This is a genomic window from Neorhizobium sp. NCHU2750, assembly GCF_003597675.1.
Classification (GTDB): Bacteria; Pseudomonadota; Alphaproteobacteria; order Rhizobiales; family Rhizobiaceae; genus Neorhizobium.
In genome coordinates this window covers 38,295-53,749 of the sequence record NZ_CP030832.1, presented here as the reverse complement: position 1 = coordinate 53,749, position 15,455 = coordinate 38,295, and the positions used below count along the sequence as shown (strand labels likewise).

Annotated in this window: 14 protein-coding genes; 4 read left to right on the top strand and 10 right to left on the bottom strand. The window is 56.5% G+C overall.

Annotated elements, in window-relative coordinates:
- Positions 1-197 precede the first annotated feature (197 nt).
- Positions 198-410: a hypothetical protein gene (locus NCHU2750_RS29385; protein WP_119945153.1), complete on the bottom strand. Its 213-nt coding sequence runs from the start codon at positions 408-410 to the stop codon at positions 198-200.
- A gap of 310 nt (positions 411-720) precedes the next feature.
- Positions 721-2,886 carry a histidine kinase dimerization/phosphoacceptor domain -containing protein gene (locus NCHU2750_RS29380; RefSeq protein ID WP_245480574.1) on the bottom strand — a complete coding sequence of 722 codons (2,166 nt, stop codon included), beginning with the start codon at positions 2,884-2,886 and terminating at the stop codon, positions 721-723.
- Between the two features lie 422 nt (positions 2,887-3,308).
- On the opposite strand from NCHU2750_RS29380, the gene NCHU2750_RS31355 reads away from it, so the two are divergent.
- The gene (locus NCHU2750_RS31355; protein WP_162939852.1) at positions 3,309-3,548 is read left to right on the top strand and encodes a DUF982 domain-containing protein; all 240 of its coding nucleotides are present in this window, start codon (positions 3,309-3,311) and stop codon (positions 3,546-3,548) included.
- Between the two features lie 66 nt (positions 3,549-3,614).
- Here the strand turns inward: NCHU2750_RS31355 and NCHU2750_RS31070 are convergent, their stop codons facing one another.
- The 6 genes from NCHU2750_RS31070 to NCHU2750_RS29345 form a co-directional block, all read right to left on the bottom strand.
- A complete protein-coding gene (locus NCHU2750_RS31070; protein WP_245480573.1) occupies positions 3,615-4,067 on the bottom strand; it encodes a hypothetical protein in 453 nt (150 codons plus the stop codon).
- Between the two features lie 220 nt (positions 4,068-4,287).
- Complete coding sequence (locus NCHU2750_RS29365) at positions 4,288-4,563, bottom strand: hypothetical protein (protein ID WP_119945151.1); 276 nt, start codon at positions 4,561-4,563, stop codon at positions 4,288-4,290.
- A gap of 79 nt (positions 4,564-4,642) precedes the next feature.
- A complete protein-coding gene (locus tag NCHU2750_RS29360; protein ID WP_119945150.1) occupies positions 4,643-5,023 on the bottom strand; it encodes a DUF6481 family protein in 381 nt (126 codons plus the stop codon).
- A 31-nt stretch (positions 5,024-5,054) separates the two neighbouring features.
- Positions 5,055-5,279 (bottom strand): hypothetical protein, encoded by a 225-nt coding sequence (locus NCHU2750_RS29355; protein WP_119945149.1) that lies wholly within the window; start codon positions 5,277-5,279, stop codon positions 5,055-5,057.
- A gap of 120 nt (positions 5,280-5,399) precedes the next feature.
- Positions 5,400-5,609 (bottom strand): cold-shock protein, encoded by a 210-nt coding sequence (locus NCHU2750_RS29350; protein ID WP_018902430.1) that lies wholly within the window; start codon positions 5,607-5,609, stop codon positions 5,400-5,402.
- A gap of 410 nt (positions 5,610-6,019) precedes the next feature.
- Positions 6,020-6,388: a response regulator gene (locus NCHU2750_RS29345; protein ID WP_245480572.1), complete on the bottom strand. Its 369-nt coding sequence runs from the start codon at positions 6,386-6,388 to the stop codon at positions 6,020-6,022.
- 522 nt (positions 6,389-6,910) lie between these two features.
- Between NCHU2750_RS29345 and NCHU2750_RS29340 the strand changes: the two genes are divergently transcribed.
- From NCHU2750_RS29340 to NCHU2750_RS29330, 3 genes are read left to right on the top strand one after another with little or no spacing between them, the layout of a single operon-like run.
- A complete protein-coding gene (locus NCHU2750_RS29340; protein ID WP_119945147.1) occupies positions 6,911-7,483 on the top strand; it encodes a PAS domain-containing protein in 573 nt (190 codons plus the stop codon).
- 36 nt (positions 7,484-7,519) lie between these two features.
- Positions 7,520-10,927: a chemotaxis protein CheB gene (locus tag NCHU2750_RS29335; RefSeq protein ID WP_245480571.1), complete on the top strand. Its 3,408-nt coding sequence runs from the start codon at positions 7,520-7,522 to the stop codon at positions 10,925-10,927.
- Positions 10,917-11,291 (top strand): response regulator, encoded by a 375-nt coding sequence (locus NCHU2750_RS29330; RefSeq protein WP_245480570.1) that lies wholly within the window; start codon positions 10,917-10,919, stop codon positions 11,289-11,291. Before NCHU2750_RS29335 ends, NCHU2750_RS29330 begins: the two co-directional genes overlap by 11 nt.
- Before the next feature lie 61 nt (positions 11,292-11,352).
- Here the strand turns inward: NCHU2750_RS29330 and NCHU2750_RS29325 are convergent, their stop codons facing one another.
- Positions 11,353-11,616, bottom strand: coding sequence for a hypothetical protein (locus tag NCHU2750_RS29325; protein WP_119945145.1), 264 nt, complete (start codon positions 11,614-11,616; stop codon positions 11,353-11,355).
- A gap of 278 nt (positions 11,617-11,894) precedes the next feature.
- Complete coding sequence (locus tag NCHU2750_RS29320) at positions 11,895-14,981, bottom strand: GAF domain-containing protein (protein WP_119945144.1); 3,087 nt, start codon at positions 14,979-14,981, stop codon at positions 11,895-11,897.
- Positions 14,982-15,455 lie beyond the last annotated feature (474 nt).

The following is a 15,455-nucleotide window of genomic DNA, read 5'->3' as shown; positions in this document are numbered from 1 at the left end:
AACTCGCTAGAGGAATGAACATCGAAAGCATAATCAATCTTATTTTTGAAGAAGACCGAGAGGAGACCGCGAGGCGGACGCATGCAACTATTTTGAGCGGCAAATTCGATACGATCACATTTAGCGTGAAGCGCAGACGGTCAATTCTTCGAGTGGGAGCTTACGGTCGATGTCTTCGTGACGAGGCCGGGACCCCATCAATCTTTACTGGTGCCGTCTTCGAGCTGAGTGATAGCACCGGTTTCTGGTTCAATCGTTTTCGTCAGTGACGCCTCACACTTCGCGATGATGGCCAGTCGCGATAAGATCGCGTCGACCGAAACCGCGTCGTCACGGCTCACGAGCGGCGGACGCGATGCAGTGGCGCGGATTTCCGCAAGTAATCCGGCCAGTTTCGGAATCTCGTCCATCTGTGACTCTGCATTGTTTCTAATACCCTGCACCTGTCTATTAGTTTTGCGACATATGCAACAATTATGATTTTCGATCACATTATTGGCGCATCGCTCGCGGCATTTGCGACCACGATCGCGTGCGCCCGCAGGTGAACGGAAGGTTGGAAAACGTAAGCTCAACCTCAAGCACTTCGTCTATAGCGTGCAGCGATCCAGCCGATATAAAGGCCACGCTAATTGCTCGCCTGCTAACAACCGGTTCTGTCTGCGCTGGAAAATCCGTAGTCAAAACGGGAAACCGATCTTGATTAGGCGCCCCACTTCATCACTGGATCGGCGCGGTCACGATGACCCGCAGTCCCGGCGCGTTGTCCTCTTCGTCGATATTCCCTTTGAGACGGTCTATGATGGCCGTGAGAATGCGCGATCCGAAACCACCACTCGACTTGGTCGACTTCAACTTGCCACGCCCGACATCGGAGACGATCAGTCGTAATGAGTTGCGGTGCTGCTCGAGCTTGACGGCAAGCGGCCCCGGTGCGCCGTCGTAGGCGTATTTCTGAGCGTTGATGACCAGCTCGGTAAGGATCAAACCAACATTGACGGCCTTGTCGGTGGCAATCAGGATCGGCGCGAGATCGAGCGTCAGATTATCGCGCCAGTAAGCGTCCATCGTGGTCGTCATTTCCTCGATCAGGCTCTCGATGTAGCGCGAGAGGTCGATGATCTCGACGCTCTCGTCCTGATAGAGACGGCGATGGACGAGAGCCACAGCGTTCAGCCGCTTTTGCGCTTCGTCAAGGTTCTGCTTTACCTCGTCGTTTGTCGCGCCACGGGCCTGCAGGCGCAGAAACGCTGATACGAGCTGGAGCGAGTTCTGGACACGGTGGTTAACCTCTTTCAGAAGGTATTCCTTCTGGGAGACCAAGCCCTGGTTCTCACGCAGGCTGATGGTCAGCTCGCGGTTGAGCTCGCGAAGGCGCTGGTTGTTGCGGTATTCGAGCATCAGACGCACGGCACGACCGGCAGACTCCACCTCCGCATGCGTCCAGGGCCGAGCCTTTCCACGGACACTCTCGCTCCACGCCTCGAACGACGAGCGGGGTGTCAGGACCGCGGCGGGGTCGTGCGCCGTGTCCTTGTGCGGGTTGCCCGCCCATTTGAGAACTTCGACGTGCTCTGCGCGGAACCACATCAGGATGGTCGGCACCTCGGTCGACATGGTGACCGCCAGCACGCCGCTAGCCACGTCCATATAGGCCGACGCCTCGTCCCATTTGGAAGAGAGACTTGCCGTCGCGTAGGTCTGCTGGGATGCCGGGACCTTGAGGTGGTCGGCGAGTTTGCGGATGTCGATCGGATCAGGCGTCTTGCCATGGACGTAGAGTTCGTCTCCCTGCACCGCCGCAAACCCATCGGCATACAGCATCCTGGCGATTTTTTCTCCCGACTTTGCAAACAGCTCGTCCAAGGAACTCTCTTGCCCTAGCAGGGTGAGAACGGCGTCTTCCTGTGAACGCAGACGAATGCGCTCGCGGTGGAGCTGGGCGTCCTCCTTGGCCTTGATCTTGCGGGCCAGCGAGTTCGCGAGCGTCTGGCAACCCATTCGAGCGGTGAGCGGAATCGTCCGCGGCTGGTGGTGATGACAGGCGATCAGGCCCCACAGGACATTGTCCTTGATGATGGAGAACGATGCCGAGGCCTTCACGCCCATGTTCTGCAGATACTGGATATGGATCGGCGAGACGCTGCGGAGCGTAGAGTCGCTGAGGTCGATGTCCCGCAGGTCCCTGTCCGAGGTGATTGGCTGCTGCACGTAGTCCACGTCCGGGATGACCCTGACCTTGTTTCGGAGGTAAAGCGCCCTCGCCTGCTTTGGGATGTCCGAAGCAGGGAAATGGTGGTTCATGAAGTTGTAGTTTCCAGGCGCCACGCTTTCGCCGACTACGACACCTGCGTCGTCGTCGAGGAACTGGTAGACCATCACACGATCGTAGCCCGTTAGATCGCGGAACACCGTCGCGGCACTTCGACAGAGTTCGGAGACGCTGGCGGATCGCTCGAAGCGGGCGCTGGCGGCGTCGAGATCGACAAGATAGGGAACCGCCTCTACGGCCGTTTCCTCGGCCAGGTCCATTTCGACGACGGCGAATTCACCCGAGCGGTAGGCCACGGCATTCAGGGGGTGAACCCTCCCCACGATCCGACCAAGGACGGCGAGATGCCCGGTGGTGATGGCTGACATCCGTCCAAAAGCGGATGCTCCGAGGATATCACCGAGCTGGCGGCCGACGGCGGCTCGTCCAAGGATGCCCTCTACGTCTCCAGCCTCACCTACGCAAACAAGTGAGCGGGCGTCTGCGATCAGCATGATGCCGTGCGGCTGGATCGAGCCTGGAACATGGATCGGCTCGACATCGCAGGCCGTGACGTTTTGTTGAAGCATAGCCGGCCTTTGCGTGTTGTCTTTCAAGCCGGCAATGCCGACCACGCCTGCAGGACACCGGCGTTTCCTCCGTTGATTAGCACAAGCTGGAATGACGATCAAAAACCACGGGCTGCGGTTTAACTAATTTTTTAGTGAGCGCTTTCATTGACTTTATCGACGGCCTCATTAGCGGCAGCGCTCAAGGCAACCCGCATGTCGATGCTGATCACAGATGCCTGCCAAGACGACAATCCGATTATCTTTTTGCAACACTGCTGTGAGCTTTCGGGATACAGCGAAGAAGATATTTATCGGCCGCAACATGATTTGCGGCGAAGGCATTTACCTCTACGCTGCCCGGATGCCAAAACTGCTCGGGCCAGCTGCGCCAACCGGCGCCTTGTCCCTTTGAGACCATCTCATGTGATAGCGCTTCGAATAGTGCGTGCCTGCGCAGCGATTCCCCTCCATCCGATACGGATGCGTTGAAAGATTGGGAGTTTGCTGTCTTCGTTCAAGATGGCCTGCTCGATAAGCCCATCACTGGGCCAAGAGCGGCTCTCACATTCCTTCATGAAAATTTTCGCCATCAAACCGGAGCGACTTTCCGCGCTGCTATTGCTGACTGCAACAGTACGCTCAGATATCGCTGCGATGCCGAGATTGCCAGATTTTCATTTATCGCGGCCTACGCAGATTACAGAGTGAAGCTCGATCGCCGCTAATGCTAAGGCAAAGGCTCCAGGAAAGGAGGGTGCTCCTGGCTCTGCGTCAGTCCATACCTTGAACGATTATCGTTCGCTGATGCTCGGCAGATGAAGCGCGACATCTCGTCGACCTCTTTCGTCGAGAGTTTCGACGTTTGCTTGCCAGAAAGCCTCTGCTTCCGAAGGATCATTCTCCCATGACCGCGTGGTGACGACATTGTCGTGCACCTTCGCCCGGCGTCGTCCACCGAGATTGAGGTAACGCATCGCGGTCGCATACGAGGATGTTTCACCCTGATCCTCGCTGAGCTGGCTTTCCGGCCTCGGGTGCGATTGACCCAGTATTTGCAGCAGGGCTTCATATTCGGGCTTGCCCACATTGCAATTGAGGAAATCCGCCACAGGAATGCGGGTTACCTGTCCGCCTGAAGGCGCGTTCGCATCATGCACCACCACCGTTTCACCCGAGACTTGATGCTTTTCAAGCGACCACCGGTCGCCATTTGAACTGACGGAGAAATCTTGTTTATCGATCATCGAATGTGGTTCCTTACGGTTGCTGATCGAGACGCAAAAGCGCGTACGATCTGCTTGATAGGAAAGGTCTGATACTCATAACGCCGGCACCCAAACGAGCCAGGCGTGGCGGTGTTCCAGGTGCGCTCCCGCACTCAAGCTCGATCGCAAGCCGTTTTTTGTTCTGATAGGATAGCCGCACCTGGTTGCACGGATTACTTGATACCTGGAGGTTTGGCGATCAGGCACGATCGTAGGTAAAGGATGTCAGCAGCGTCGTAACAAAGTTGCTTGCCCGCTCTTTGACCAAAACCTCAGTCCACTCGTCCGTGCCACGAAGCCGCAAGTCCGTTTGGATGCTGTCGACCGCGGCTTCTTCGATCCGTTTGATATGTGTTTTGAAAGCTTCTTCGCCGCTTCCGTGGTACATATCGCGTATCATCATCCGCAGGATTTCCTGGATCGCAATCTGCCAAGCCGTATTGATTGCCTGCAGTTCGTTTTTGTCTGGTGACACGGCATGCTCCTGCTGCGGCCCTCTCGGGAGCGGTCGCTTCGTCAAGCCGGGACGTGCCCCGGTTTAGTCTGCTGGCGATTTAGGCCTGCCGAGCCTTGCGGTTCGCATAGCGGCGATCGCGCGCGGCCTTCCGGGCAGCATCATCCTCAACGACACGTCTGATCCTTGCGCTCTCAGCGATCGCGCGCTCCTCCGTTTCCGCTAACGCAGCAGCTTCGATAGCTGCCTGCTTTTCGGCCGCATCGGCGTCGCGTCGATTACGCTCCTCAACTTTGAGACGGTCTCGTTCTACACGCCGTGAGTTGCGCGCTTGAACAAGTGCGGTGCGCTCGGCCTGCTTTGCAGCCCGTACGGGATCGTTGGCGGTCTTGGCTACCTGGTAAGCGGCAAGGAGCGCCGCTTTCGCGTTAGCAGCAGCGGATCGTCGGTCGACGAGCTCAGTGTTTGCAAAGTTTCTCAAATAGTATGTCCCTAGAACGCTGATGCTGCGGTCAGCGCGCCTTGGCGCGTTTAGCGACGAGCGCGGCAGTTGCCGAGATCCGTTCAGCCTGCTCTTTCGCAAGCCTTGCTTCTCTGAGCCGTAATGTCTTCGCCTCGCGTGCGTGCTCTTCCGACTGCAACTCTTCCAACGTGTTGTTCTTGGAAAAGAATTGGGATTGAACGTTGCCGAAGGCGAGTTCGGCTTGCTGGCGAGATTTGCTGTATGTTTCCGTCATGGATTCCCCCATCGTCGGTCGTTCGACCAAATAAAAAGGCCAGGCAAGCCGCCTGGCCTCAGACTGATAAGTGCTTCCGGCGATGCCAGTACATCCGTGGTCAAAGGGAAGCAGATATCACTAAGCGGACTGCAGATTGCAGGCCGACATCTTGCCCGACTTCATGTCGCGCTCAAGTTCGAAGCCGATCTTCTGACCTTCAACGAGTTCGCGCATTCCGGCGCGCTCGACAGCGGAGATGTGAACGAAGGCGTCAGCGCCGCCGTTGTCAGGCTGGATAAAGCCGAAGCCCTTGGTGGAGTTGAACCATTTTACTGTGCCAGTGGTCATGATGAACCCTTTCAAAGCATAGATTGAGGGATCGCGAGGCAAATGCTACGCGAGTATGAACCGACTATTTTTGAAAGAGAAGTTCGCTTAAAACGCGGTGCCAATCACGCCGTAGACAAGCTCGGCAAGCAAAAGATCGATTTAAGACACATAGGCTGCAAACGGACCGGCGTCAACGTTTAGTTTTTTTGACGAGCGCGATCGCCACCTTAGGTTGTTGCAAACTCAAGCATATGTAGTCCGAGGCGTTTACAGGAAAAATGAAGGTGGCCGACCAATGTCCTTTGCGTGCCACAAGGTTTCAGACGGAATAGCCGGACGTCGACCTCCTCCCACGCGCGTCTCGCCTTCCTCCGTTAACCAGACGCCGGGCCGCTACATCAGCAATTGGTGAGCAGTGCAGAGCTATCTTACTCGGTCATTGCCGCGTGTATCGACCGAATGACGAGCTCGAAGTCGTACGGCTTGGCAACAAAAGGAACGCCGGGCGGCAGCTCACCTGCGCCCGGGATAAACCTGCCTGATGTGACAATGATTTTGATGGGTGGCCAACGATCGCGAACGAATGCTGCAAGTTTTAGTCCGTCCATCGTACCCGGCATATCGATATCGGTGAAGATCATCCGGATATCAGCATGGCGTTCGATGATGGCGATTGCGGCTGCAGCACTATCGGCCTCGAAGACCTGAAAGCCAGCTACTTCCAGTTCGTCGACGATAGCAATACGGATCAGGGTCTCATCTTCGACGACGAGAACTGTGACGGGTTCGGAATGCACGGGCTGTCTCGTTTCGGTTGGAGAGAGGTGGCCCTGCTTCAAGCCCTCAAACATTTTGCCTGATAACGTACCAAATAGATCGTTGCGTGTTTCGTTCCAGTAGTGCCACAAAAACTCCGAAGCTTTTTTCCTCGGCTCCGCCGTCTCATGCTCTTGATAGGATGCGAACCGGCGCCCCCCTGTCCCCGGGGGCTTGCTTATTTCCTCAATTCGAGATTTCCGCCAGAGATCAGAGCCAAAATGGCAGCGAACGGAGGCGGGTGCGAGCTGTCTGGATCAAGCCGACAAACCTTGAAATGAAAAAGTGCGAACGTTGAGGGTCCAAAAGCAGTCAGCGCTTGCGGCAACGGGAGGTTTTATCAACGCTGTTCGCTCGAAACCAGAGGGGTTGAGCGAACCTCACCGCGACGGCCTTCGCGCAAATACAATAATCGCATCAATAACATGGTAGTTAGTCAGTTTTTGCTGCGGTCTTCCTATTTTTGCATCGCGATGCCATATCTAAAAAAAAGGATTTTAGTTATGGATCACGAGATCGAGCGACCACTGACTGAGTTTTTCAAAAACTCGTCGATCGCTTTGGCTTTGGCCAGAGCGGATTCGGACAATCACCTGGTCCTGGTCAATGAGCAATTTACACAGTTAACGGGTTACGAAAACGCGGATGTTGTCGGAAAAAACTGCCGCCTTCTGCAGACAAGCCCGCGGGGCTTGCATGCCGAAAACACTGAGGCAAAGGCCAAGATACATTCGTTTCTGAAGCCGGACGGCCCGGCGACAGTTCGTACGCCTATCGTCAACTTCCGCAAGGACGAGCAAGCATTCGTGAACCTGCTTTTCATGTCGAAGCTCACCGGTGCGGCTGGCAAGATTTCTTACATCTTTGCATCACAGTTCGACGTGAGCCGGACGCATCCTGACCTGCTACAGGCCTATGACGTCGCCTTGGGCGATGCGCTCTCCAGATTAAAGCCGCTACTTCATGGTCATAATGTTCTTATCGAGGGAACGCTGGCGACCATTGCGAATTCAACGACGACTATCGCCCAGGCAAAGCTGACCCTCGCGGAGCTCGAGACCAATTCGCCCTATTAGCGTCGCCAACACAGTCGCCGGCATAAAGGATTACACTTGTCACAACGACCAGACTTTGAGGCCGCTGTTCCTGTTGTAGGAATCGGCTCCTCCGCAGGTGGCCTTGAGGCTCTGCGCCAGATGTTTGCGGCGGCCGAGGTGCCTACCGGCCTGGCGTTCGTCGTGGTTCAGCACTTGGACCCCCACCACCAGAGCATGCTTGCAGAACTGCTCGACCGGCACACGCAGTTGTCTGTTCGACAATGCGAAGGTGGAGAGGAAATTGAGGCTGACACGGTCTTCATCATCCCGCCAGGAAAAAGTCTGAGCATCGACGACGGTCGGCTCGCACTCAAGGACTTTGAAGAACCGCGCGGGCTGCGCCGGCCGATCGACGACTTTTTTATATCGCTCGCTAATGACCAAAATGCCAATGCCGCCTGTGTCATTCTGTCTGGAACCGGGGCTGATGGCTCGACAGGGCTGAGGGCGATCAAAGAGAATGGTGGCCTCTGTGTGGTGCAGGAAGCGTCCACCGCCAAATATGACGGGATGCCTGTGGCGGCAACTGGTACCGGCCTCGTTGACTTCGTGCAGCCGCCGGAACAGATCCTCGCCTGCATCGGCGGTTTCTTTTTTCGCAAAAGTCAGGGGGCTGACAAGAAGGAAGCGTCAAAGGTTGCAGACCACGTCGATGATCTGTGCACTGCGCTCCGCACTGTGGTGGGACACGATTTTGCGGGCTACAAGCGCTCGACCTTTGTGCGTCGGGTCGAAAGACGCATGCATGTCCTTGGAATAGACAACGGCTTCGACTACCTCGACCGCGTTCAGAAAGATCATAGCGAATGCGATGCGCTGTTCCGCGACCTGTTGATCAACGTGACGCGTTTTTTCCGTGATCGATCTTCGTTCGACGTCTTGTCCGAGTACGCAATTAAACCGCTTCTTCAGGAGGGAGCACATACCGAGGACGGGGTTCGGGTGTGGACACCCGGCTGTTCAAGCGGGGAAGAAGCTTACACAATCGCGATCCTGTTCGCAGAAGCGGCTCGTGAACTCGACCTCCCCTGTAACGTCCAGATATTTGCGACCGATATTGATGAAAGTATGCTCAAGATCGCCCGAGAAGGGACATATCCGATCGCTGCGCTTGCTGATATTCCGCACGAGCTGCAGGAGCATTATGTCGTTCCTCACAAGGAAAGATTTAATTTTGTCGGGCAGATAAGGGATATGATCCGGTTTTCCGGGCATAGCCTGATCAAGGACCCGCCGTTCTCTAAGCTCGATCTGGTGTCCTGTCGCAATCTCCTTATCTACTTCGACGACAAGCTACAAAAGACCGTAATGCCACTCCTTCACTATGCCATTCGTCCGGGCGGTTTTCTTTTCCTCGGCTCGTCGGAAAGCGTAGGTCGTTTCGATAACGTCTTTTCCGTCATCGATCAGAAAGCGCGGCTGTTCGAGCGACTTCCGGGCTCCCCAACCTATCCAATACCGTTGCCCGGGGAGCGGCGTGATGTGCAGAGACCGAAGGTCATGTCGCCGGCGCCTGAGGCTGGCGAGCACGTAGAAGAACTGGCGACGACCCGGCTCATGGAAAGGTATGTTCCGGCCAGTATCGTACTGGATGACGAGGGGCAGATTGTAGCCGCCTATGGCCGTCTTTCTCGTTTTTTCGAATTTCCGGTTAGTGGCATCAACGAAGCTAGCGCTGTCACCTTGGCGAGGCCCGGCGTGCGCGAGCAGCTCGGTCCACTTCTGCGTCAGGCCAAGACCGCACGCAAGCGCGTCATTGCCAGAAATGTCGAGGTCGTGACGGACTTTGGGACATTGAAAACCGATATCGTCTGTGATCCTCTCAATGCGAGTGCGCGTCTGGTTGTGTTTCAGGAGGTTTCGCAATTCACGCCCCTCGACAGTGGTGATCTGATCGATCTCGAACCCAATAATGACCACGTTGAGGGCCTTGAGCGTGAGCTGCGTGCTGCAAGGCACCGTTTGCGATCAGCAACGGAAGAGCTTGAAACCGCAAACGAGGAGTTGAAGAGCTCCAACGAAGAAATGATGTCGATGAACGAGGAGCTTCAGTCGACAAACGAAGAACTGACGACCGTAAACGACGAGCTTAAAACAAAGGTCGACGAAGTTACGGTCGCCAACACCGATCTGCGAAACTTTTTTGAGTCCACCAGTCTCGCTGTCATTGTGCTGGACAAGCACCGTCGCCTCCGCTCCTACACGAAGGCGGCAACATCCTTGTTCCCGTTACAGCCGACCGATCGAGGGCGTCCGCTATCGGATGTCGCCAGCCGCCTCCTAAAGTTTGATGTGAACGCCAGGGTAGAAAGCGTCATGGAAGACGGCGTCGAGTATCAGGATACGGTACTGGATCATGACGGGCAGCGAACGTTCTCCCTGCGGATACTGCCGTACCGGACGATCGATGGCTCAATCGATGGCGCGACAATCGTCCTGACCGACATCTCGCATGCGATCAGCGTCGAAAGCCAGCTCGCAGCGGAGCGTGACCGCCTCGACCTTGCGATTGAGGCATCAGGGATCGGCGTGTGGGAGTACCATCCGGATCGAAAGCAGTTCGTGTTTGGCGGACAGGCTGCGGAATTGCTCCGCACCAGCGGCGATAACCCTTCCCTTCACAGCGTGACTGAAAAGTTTTCAGATTTCGATCGCAAGGCCTTCGATCGCGCGCTCAATTATGCGGTGGACAAACGCGAGCCGTTTGAGGTCACGATCCGTATCGATGGCGAGGGGCGACAGACTTGGATCAAAAGCTTCGGTCGATATGTTGAAGACAGCGACCCGCCGCGCCTCATCGGAGTAAGCGTCGACGTCACGGCGGAAAATCAATTGTCTGAAGCACGCGAGCTGATGCTTAACGAGATGAACCATCGCGTGAAGAACCTTTTTGCGATGATCGGCGGAATTCTGAGGATCGCCGCGCGCACGCACACAACGACCAAAGCGCTCGTGAACGACGTAGAGAGCCGTGTGCTGGCGCTCGGAGAGGCCCACACGCTCGCGTCCAACCAGCATCGAACCAAGCCGGTCGATCTTGAGGAGTTGATCGCCACCATCCTTGCGCCCCATTCGGCTTCAAAAATTGAAATTAGTGGTGGACCATTCCCCGTCTCGACGAGCTGTATCACGCCCCTCACTCTCATCCTGCACGAGTGGGCCACGAACGCTGTGAAGCACGGCGTACTAGGCAACAGACCTGGTTTCTTGACTATCACTTGGGAAAGAACTGGCGATAAAACAGTTTTGACTTGGAACGAAAATGGTGAAGACGACGTTGAGGAGGCTGGTAAAGCGGGTTTTGGGACCATCCTGTTATCGACATCGTCGCGGCAACTCGGCGCCACAATCGAGACCAAGGTAACGGGCTCAATAATCTCGCACATTTTGACATTGCCCAATTCGGTGAGACATGACTGCTAAAACGGTGCTGTTGGTTGAAGACGAGATGTTCGTCGCACTCGATATTCAAATGACCTTGGAAGATGAGGGCTGGCATGTGTCAGGGCCGTTCGCGACGGCCCGTGAAGCACTAGAGTTTCTCGACGACAACCCAGTAGATTGCGCAATCCTTGATGTCAGATTGGCCGACGGCGACGTGTTCCCGGTTGCAGACCGTCTTGAGAAAAACGAGATTCCGTTCGTTTTCCACTCCGGCCACGCAAATCCGCAGAAGCTTGAAGAACAATATCCCGCCTCGCTGGTGTGCCAGAAACCCTGCCACCCCACGGCATTAGTCTCGAGGCTGAAATCATTCGCAGAGAAACGCGACAGGTTTGTCGCTTGACATGTGCTGATCGGAAGACCTCCTACAGTTATCCCTGATGATCCAGCCTCACTGCAGGCGTCTAACTGTTACCCGCACGCCTGCGCATCTCATCCAGGTCGTGAGCTGCTGCAAGATCGGCTAATGCCTTGTGGCAATCCATGGCGCGAACTAGCTCGGGCAGGGTTTTATGACCTTCACGGAAAAGGTTGAGACAGATTTCGGCTGCGATAACTCCGTCGGGATCGTTTTTGGCTAGCCCGCAGCGGCTTCTCCACGAGTTAAGGGCAGTGTCGATGATCTCCAGTTCGACCGGACCGAACGTCGTTTCGAAAAATGATGGCATTTCGGTATTCCTTCACAGCGCTGAGCGATGTGGGGGGATGAGAAGAGATTTCAAGTCATCAGCCGAAATTTTGGCGAGCGGTTGCTGGCATGGAGAACGACGCGCAACTTATGCTCTTGAGCGGATACGAACCAGCAACCCGTCGTTCAGGTGACTCGCTGTCAACCAATTTCAATACGAACAGCGTTTGAGCTCCAACATCGGAGCGACTGTCCTGAAAACCTCTAAGGCGGTGACGTCGAGAAGCTCAGACGCCACAGCCCTTTCTCGGACGGAGGCTAGATCGTGGTCGCCAGTTGCGCGAGACTCGCAGCCAGTTCGTCTATGCGGAAAGGTTTGGTCAAACGAGGAATGTCTGGATCGACGCCCTCACTCTCGGCATAGCCAGAAACCAGTAGAACGGGTACGTCAGGCTTTGCACTCCGAACTTCCCGAGCCAGATCGGTCCCGCTGATGCCAGGCATCAGATGGTCGGTTACGAGAAGATCGAAGCGCTCCCCGGACTTGATCAGACGAAGAGCCTCCTCGGCGGAAGCAACCTCGATGACTTCGTAGCCCAAATCACCCAGCATATCTGCCGTGCTCATCCGAACCAGGTCCTCGTCGTCGACAAGGAGTGCGGTCCCGCAAGTGTGTGGCACCTCTAGCAAATCGGCAACCGTGTCGGCGGTTTCCGCGGTAGCAGCGCTCAGTGGCAACCACAGTTCAACATTGGTTCCCAGTCCGAGGCGACTCTGGATGGTGAGTGCGCCACCAAGCTGGGATGCAAGTCCATGCACCATCGAGAGACCAAGGCCCGTACCCTTCCCCACGCCCTTGGTCGAGAAGAACGGCTCAATTGCGCGAGCAAGCGTCGCCTCGTCCATGCCTTCTCCAGTATCTGCGACCGACAAGCAGACATACTTTCCGGCAGGGAGGTTCGTTCGATGACCAGACGACACATTTTGCATTGTGGTGGAAATTCGAAGCGTACCGCCGCACTTCGCCATTGCGTCGCGTGCATTTACCGCAAGATTCAAGAGCGCCATCTCGAGTTGGTTCGGATCAGCTTTTGCTGGTGGAAGATCCTCCGGCACTTCGACCACAACCCTAATCTGCGGACCCGTAGTGCTTCCGATGAGTTCACCCATTCCCGCGACGAGCTGAGCGACATCGACTGGCACCGACTGAAGCGGCTGACGGCGGGCGAAAGCGAGCAGCCGCTGAACCAAAGTCTTCGCGCGTTCGGCGGACTGCACTGCCCCTGCTATCAAACGCTGCTCTCGCTCACTCCCCACCCCCCTGCGCTGGAGCAGATCAAGGGTGCCGACTATAGGCGTAAGCAGATTGTTGAAGTCGTGCGCGACGCCGCCAGTCAGCAACCCCATCGCCTCCATTTTCTGCGATTGCCGGAGCGCGTCTTGTGCGGCCTCCAGCTCGGCTTGGCGTGCTTTCTCGTCGGTAACGTCGCGCGTTATAGAATAAAGCTTGCCGCTTTCCGGTACAGCGACCCACGATAGCCAGCGCCATCCGCCATCCCGGGTCCGGTAGCGGTTTTCAAAGCGCGTGACCGATATGCCGTTCCGCACAAGCTCAAAGACGTGTGCGCTTGCCTCTGCATCGTCGGGATGAGCAAATTGCGCAAATGGCCGACCCAGGACCTCGTCCGCCGTCCAACCGAGCGCTGCCGTCCAGGCGGGATTGACCGTGTCGAATGTTCCACGTGCCAGATCAATCACCGAGAGCAAGTCTAGGCTATGGCGCCAAATCTGGTCGCGCTCTGCGCTGGTTTCGGCCACCCGCCGCTCCAACGTGTCGTTAAGCTCACGAACGCTTTCCTCAGCGCGAGCGCGCTCGGTTGCTGCTCTGACGCGCTCTGCGACCTCGCGAAACAGGCCCTCCTCTGACGTCGTCCATGCATGAGGAAAGGCGCTCTGCAAGGCCAATAAGCTGACCCAATGCTCATCCTCGAACAGGACGACATCAAGGTAGGCGCCGACTTGCCTTGCTTGGAGCCCGGCCCGAGCGTCTTTATTGAATCTCGTGTCTGTCTGAACATCGTCGACCTTGACGACCGGACACTCATGATAGGCGCGCAGCAGCTCCGGTCCAAACGCCGCAAGATCGTGTTCACCTACGATCGAATCGACACCGCGCGTATAGTCGCGCTCAATCCTCATGAGGCTGCCGAAATACTCCGCGTAGAACACTCGGCTGAGGTTGAACCGCTCACCGAGTCGCTCAGCCGCGACCGCGGCGATTTCCTTCGGCGTCTTGAGCAGCCGCATGTCGTCTGAAAGAGACAACAGGAATGCCTGCCGCGCTTCACTCTCGCGCAGGGCTTCGTCCGCATGTCCGCGCTCGATCGCAATTGCGAGTTGAGAGGCGATCGCGCTCAGCGCGTCGAGTTCTCCTGCCGAAAAAGCTTTACCGAGCCGACCGAACGAGACAGTGCCAAGCAAGTCGCCCCCGGCAATCAGCGGCGCGCTAAAATAGGTATCGAGGCCCAACCGCCGAAGGAATACTGCATGCGCCACATGGGATGTCTGGATTTCTGTGACGTGCATCGCTGCCCGACTTGCCGCGACGATCCCGCAAACAGTTTGGCCAAATTCAATCCGGGCCGCGGCTTGCTCCTGCTCCGGCGTCAGCCCCACTGCTGTGACCAGTTTGAGCGCACCGTCGCCGCATTGGTAGTGAAACGCTACGTCGAGACCAAACTCGTCTGCAACAAGCGAGAATAAGGCTCGCACAGCCTCAACCTGCTCATCCGCCCCGAGTAGGATCGTTGAAGCCTTAGCAACAAGAGAAAGTCGACGTGCATGCTTCTCGGCCCGCGCTCGCTCGGCCCGCGCGGCGCATTCCGATCGCCTTAGTTCGAGCCGCGCCATGGTTTGTTTGGCAAGCACCTCAAGCGCTCGCTTCTGCCGCTCGGTTATACCCTGCGGCCTGCTCTTTCGATCCAGGACGCAAACCGTACCGAGCGGTATGCCGTCAGGCGTCTCCAGAACGGCCCCTGCGTAAAAGCGCAGGCCTTCGGCGACATGGATCAGCGGATTTCCTCTGAAGCGATCATCCTGGGTGAGATCCGGCACCACAAGAACGCCCGGCTGCATGATTGCGTGCCGACAGATGGATACGTCGAGCGGGAGGCTGTCCGTGCCGATGCCAACCTCCGCCTTGAACCATTGGCGATCGGCGGCGATGAAATTGACCACGGCAATGGGTGCTTCAAGGATGTCCGCAGCCAACTCGGCCACGTCATCGAAGGCTTCTTCTCGGCCGCTGTCGAGTATGGCGTAGCGCTCAATCGCGGCCAACCGGTCCGCCTCATCCCAATGCGGTTCGCGAGTTTTTGATTCCGGGCAGGACGCCAGATCAGGCATTATGGGGAGTTCTCCAGGTCTGCCATTCTGAAACGCGCTTCCGGACGTCGCTGGAGCATGGGGCAGAACGTTATTCGGTATAGTAAACCAACGGTTTGGTTACATTATATCTAGCCGCTAAGCGGATTTATTTCCAGAGGTAACTGCGGGGCCACGTTGAAACACCCTGCCACTCAACCGTCTCCCCGACGACCTTTGGTCCCGGCGTCGATTACTTGCGTTCAAATGCTCTGTTGGGGAGCAAAAAATAGTTCTCGGTCCGCGTTACGGTCTTGAACAGATACGAACCGGTGACCTGCGGTTTCGATCCACCGCTAAATAATATATATCACCACATGGCGTGTCGAAGTGCGTAGCTGTCGCCACAACAAAAAGGCCGGGCGAAATCGCACCGACCTTCCTCATCGTCGCGTCTTTATCAGAGCCAGCACATCCGTGGTCAAAACCAGATGGCAACGAAGCATTGTGAGCGCC